Below are 4135 nucleotides of genomic sequence, written 5' to 3' on the forward strand. Positions count from 1 at the left end.
TGCGAAGGCGGTCGGCCTGTCCGAGCGCGTGGCCGAGCTCGAAGGCGAGCTGCGGCGGCTGTCGGAAGAAGTGTCGACCGACCAGCTCACGCAGATCGCCAACCGCCGCGGCCTGATGCAGGCGTTCGATGCCGAAAAGGCGCGCATGGAGCGCGGCCAGACCGAGCTGTCGATCGGCCTGCTGGACGTCGACAACTTCAAGCGCCTGAACGACGAGCTGGGCCATGCGGCCGGCGACACCGCGCTGAAGTCGCTGGCCGAGGTGGTCAGCAAGGCGCTGCGCCCGACCGACCTGGTGGCGCGCTACGGCGGCGAGGAGTTCGTCGTGCTGCTGCCCGACACCCCCGTGCAGGAGGGCGAGCAGATCCTGACGCGCCTGCAGCGCTCGCTGTCCGGCGGGCTCTTCATGCACGAGCAGCGCCAGGTCTTCGTCACCTTCTCGGCCGGCGTCACGCTGTACCGGCAGGGCGAGGCGATCGAGGCTGCGCTCGAGCGCGCCGACGAAGCGCTCTACGAGGCCAAGCGAACCGGTAAGAACCGGACCTGTGTCGGATAAAAGCCTGTCGAATCTACCGATCGCCTGTGTCCAACAGTGACATGAGCCGGGCTTTCTGACAGGAAGGGTGCCCGTGTTCACCCTCTGGCGCCGCAAGAGAAATTCAGTTACAGCGCGAGGGCCTGTTGGCACGCCTCGTGCGTGAGGGGTTCGTGAAATTCTCAACGGACTCCTTCTCCCATGTTCGAAGAACGCAGCCATAGGCAGTTGTTCCTCGGTGCACCGCCCTCGGTGACGTCCTTCATCGCCGCGGTGATGGAGCCGTTGCTGACGGTGCTGTGCTATCTCGCCGTCAGCAGCTTCTTCAACGAGCCGGTCGAACGGCCGGCGCTGACGCTGTGCATGCTCGTGCTGGTGCTGAGCTTCCCCGGCGTGAACCGCTTCAAGGACCGCAGCCTCAATGCGGCGATCGACATCCTCAGCGCGTGGATCGCGCTGCTGGGCATCCTGGTGCTGTGCGGCTATGCGACCGACAGCCTGAAGTTCTTCGAGTGGCGGGTGCTGGCGTGGTGGGCCGGGCTGACGCCGGTCGTGCAATGGATCGCGGTGCGCGGCGGCAAGGAGGTGCTGCGGCGCCTGGCATTGCGGCCGGAGTACCGCCGCAGCGCGGTGGTGGTGGGGGCCGGGCCGCTCGGGGCCAAGGTGCTGGAGTCGCTGAAGGCGCGCCGCTCGTTCGGGCAGGACTTCGTCGGCTTCTTCGAGGACCGTTCGCCGGATCGCCTGCACCCCGATGCGCGCGAGCATGTGAAGGGCCGCTTCGAGGACCTGGCCGAGTGGGTGCGCCGCCACGGCGTGCGCGATGTCTACATCACGCTGCCGCTGACCTCGCAGCCGCGCATCGTGAACCTGCTGGCCTCGCTGCAGGACACGACCGCCTCGGTGTACTACGCGCCCGACGTGTTCGGCGTCAGCGTGATCCAGGGGCGCCTGCAGGACATGGCCGGCCTGCCGGTGGTGAGCCTGCTGGAGTCGCCATTCACCGGCACCAACGACCTCGTCAAGCGCTTCAGCGACATCGTGCTGGCGTCGCTGATCCTGCTGCTGATCTCGCCGGTGATGGCGGCGCTCGCGATCGGCGTGAAGCTGAGTTCGCCCGGGCCGGTGATCTTCCGCCAGAAGCGCAACGGGCTGGATGGCGAGGAGATCGAGGTCTACAAGTTCCGCTCGATGACGACGCAGGACAACGGCGCGGTGGTGAAGCAGGCCACGCGCGGCGATGCGCGCATCACGCCGTTCGGCGCGTTCATCCGCAAGACCTCGCTCGACGAGCTGCCGCAGCTGATCAACGTGCTGCAGGGGCGCATGAGCATCGTCGGGCCGCGCCCGCATGCGGTGGCGCACAACGAGCAGTACCGCAAGATGATCCAGGCCTACATGGTGCGGCACAAGGTGCGCCCGGGCATCACCGGCTGGGCGCAGGTGAACGGCTTTCGCGGCGAGACCGACACGCTGGACAAGATGGCCGCGCGCGTCGAGTACGACCTGGAGTACCTGCGCAACTGGTCGATCGGGCTGGACCTGATGATCATCGTGCGCACCGTGCGGCTGGTGCTCTTCGACCGCAACGCCTATTGATGCGATGCGGGCCATCCGTTTCCACTTTCGTCCGGTGAACCTATGCGCAGTCGTTCTTCCGTTGCTGTCCTCGTCCTGACCGGCTTCGCCGGCGCTGCCCAGGCCGGTGACGAATCCGATCCGTACGTGTTCGGCATCAGCCAGGCCATCTCGGCCGACAACAACCTGTTCCGCGCGCCCGATGGCGAGCCGGCGGCGCGCGATGCGGTGTCGTCGACCGGGCTGCGCGCCGCGATCGACCAGCCGTTCGGCCGGCAGCGTTTCACGGCCGGGCTCGAAGCCAACATCAACCGCTACAAGAACAACACGCAGCTGAACAACACCGACCACCGGCTGTCGGCGCGGCTCGACTGGTCGACCGTCGAGCGCGTGTCGGGCGAGCTGACGGCCGAGCAGCGCAGCAGCCTGTACCGCTACGACCTCGACAGCCAGAACCGCTACACCGGCAAGAACCAGCTGCGCACGACGGGCGCCGGGCTGCAGGTGCGGGTCGGCGTCGTCACCGCGTGGACGCTGGAGGGCGGCTGGGCCGGCAACCAGAGCCGCTACTCGGCCGAGGAGTTCAGCAACCGCGACGTGCGCCAGCAGACGGTGAACGCCGGCGTGCGCTGGGCCGATTCCGACGCGCTCAGCGTGCGGCTCGGCGGCCGGCACACCGAGGGGCGTTTCCCGAACTTCGGCGTCGAGCCGGACGTGTTCCGCCGCAACGACGTCGACCTCAGCCTGCTCGCGAAGCCGAACGGCCTGAGCACGCTGAACGCGCGTGTCAGCGTGACGCGCGAGAACCATTCGGTGCAAGCGCAGCGCGACACGAACACCTGGACCGGCGCGCTCGGCTGGAACTGGCAGGCCACCGGCAAGCTGAACTTCGACACGCAGCTCTCGCGCGACAGCAGCGTGGGCAGCAGCACCTTCGGCACCGCGCTCAACGAGATCGATTCGAGCGACACGCGGGTCAGCCACGGCCTGCAATTGAAGGCGCGCTGGGATGCGACCGCGAAGATCCAGCTCACCGCGCAGGGCGGCTACACGCGGCGCAAGCTGGACAACGCCTTCATCGCCAACGGCGTGACCGCGCCGACCGAGGGCGAGGACAACACCACGACCTACGGGCTCGGCATCGCGTGGCAGCCGCTGCGCAGCCTGCAGTTCGCCTGCAACATCGGCCACGAACGCCGTCAGATCGTCGGCGACAACCTGACGATCACCTACCCCTACAGCGCCACCACCGGAAGTTGCTCCGGGCAGGTCAGCCTGCGCTGAGTCCGGCGCCTTGTCGGATGGCGTGACGCGTGCGGCGCCCTGAATTCATGCTGCGTTGCACCACGCCAGGGAAATTCGCCCAGGCATGGACCATGCTGATGTGTCGACTTGAAGGCTGTTTGCAGCTACTTGCAAGCAGTAACGAAGCGATACAGGGCGGAAATCGGCAAGCTTGGGCTGCCGAAAGGTAGTTGCTGCTGCAAATTCGGCTGCTTTTGAGGGGCAAAGAGCAGTTCGAAGTGAAGCCGGGTGGGCATGCCGGCTGCCTCATGCCCCGTGCGCCCCGATCGACCCCCCTTGAACTGGGGATGGGATCTGAAAGTGGCGTGTGTCTTGCATACGGGAAAGCACCTAATCACCAGGAGGTATCCATGAAGAAGTTTCTAGTTTCACTGGCCTTGACCGCGATGACCTTCGCGACCGGGTCGGCGTTCGCCAGCAGCGAGAGCTGCGACGATCCGCTGAAGAGCAAGCTGGGTCAGAGCTTCTGCTACGAGGTTTTCGACAACCTCGCGCCGGGGATGTACAACGTGAGCTTCGAATATGAAGCGCAGTCGAAGGGTGGTCCGCTGGACCGCACGCTCGACTTCGCCTTCCTGTTCGACAGCCAGAAGGGCCCGGGCACGTTCGACCAGTTGTCCGACTCGACGAAGACGACCGGCTGGAACACGTACTCGTTCGTGACGAAGGCGGGTGGCGACAGCTTCCTGATCTTCGCGCTGCTGGGCGTGTACCCGCAGA

4 protein-coding genes are annotated in these 4135 nt (G+C 66.3%); all 4 read left to right on the forward strand.

From position 1 onward, the window contains the following. The coding region (locus tag AC1D01_RS23290) for a GGDEF domain-containing protein (RefSeq protein WP_477870530.1) at nucleotides 1-556 on the forward strand (556 nt) is incomplete at its 5' end. 180 nt (nucleotides 557-736) lie between these two features. Further along, entirely contained in the window at nucleotides 737-2131 is a 1395-nt protein-coding gene (locus AC1D01_RS23295; protein WP_477870532.1) for an undecaprenyl-phosphate glucose phosphotransferase, read from the forward strand. Nucleotides 2132-2173: 42 nt separating this feature from the next. Continuing rightward, nucleotides 2174-3394 carry a porin family protein gene (locus AC1D01_RS23300; protein ID WP_477870534.1) on the forward strand — a complete coding sequence of 407 codons (1221 nt, stop codon included), beginning with the start codon at nucleotides 2174-2176 and terminating at the stop codon, nucleotides 3392-3394. A 371-nt stretch (nucleotides 3395-3765) separates the two neighbouring features. Next, a partial coding sequence (locus AC1D01_RS23305) for a hypothetical protein (protein ID WP_477870536.1) occupies nucleotides 3766-4135 on the forward strand: 370 nt, incomplete at its 3' end.

The organism is Rhizobacter sp. P3_B12, from assembly GCF_056402895.1.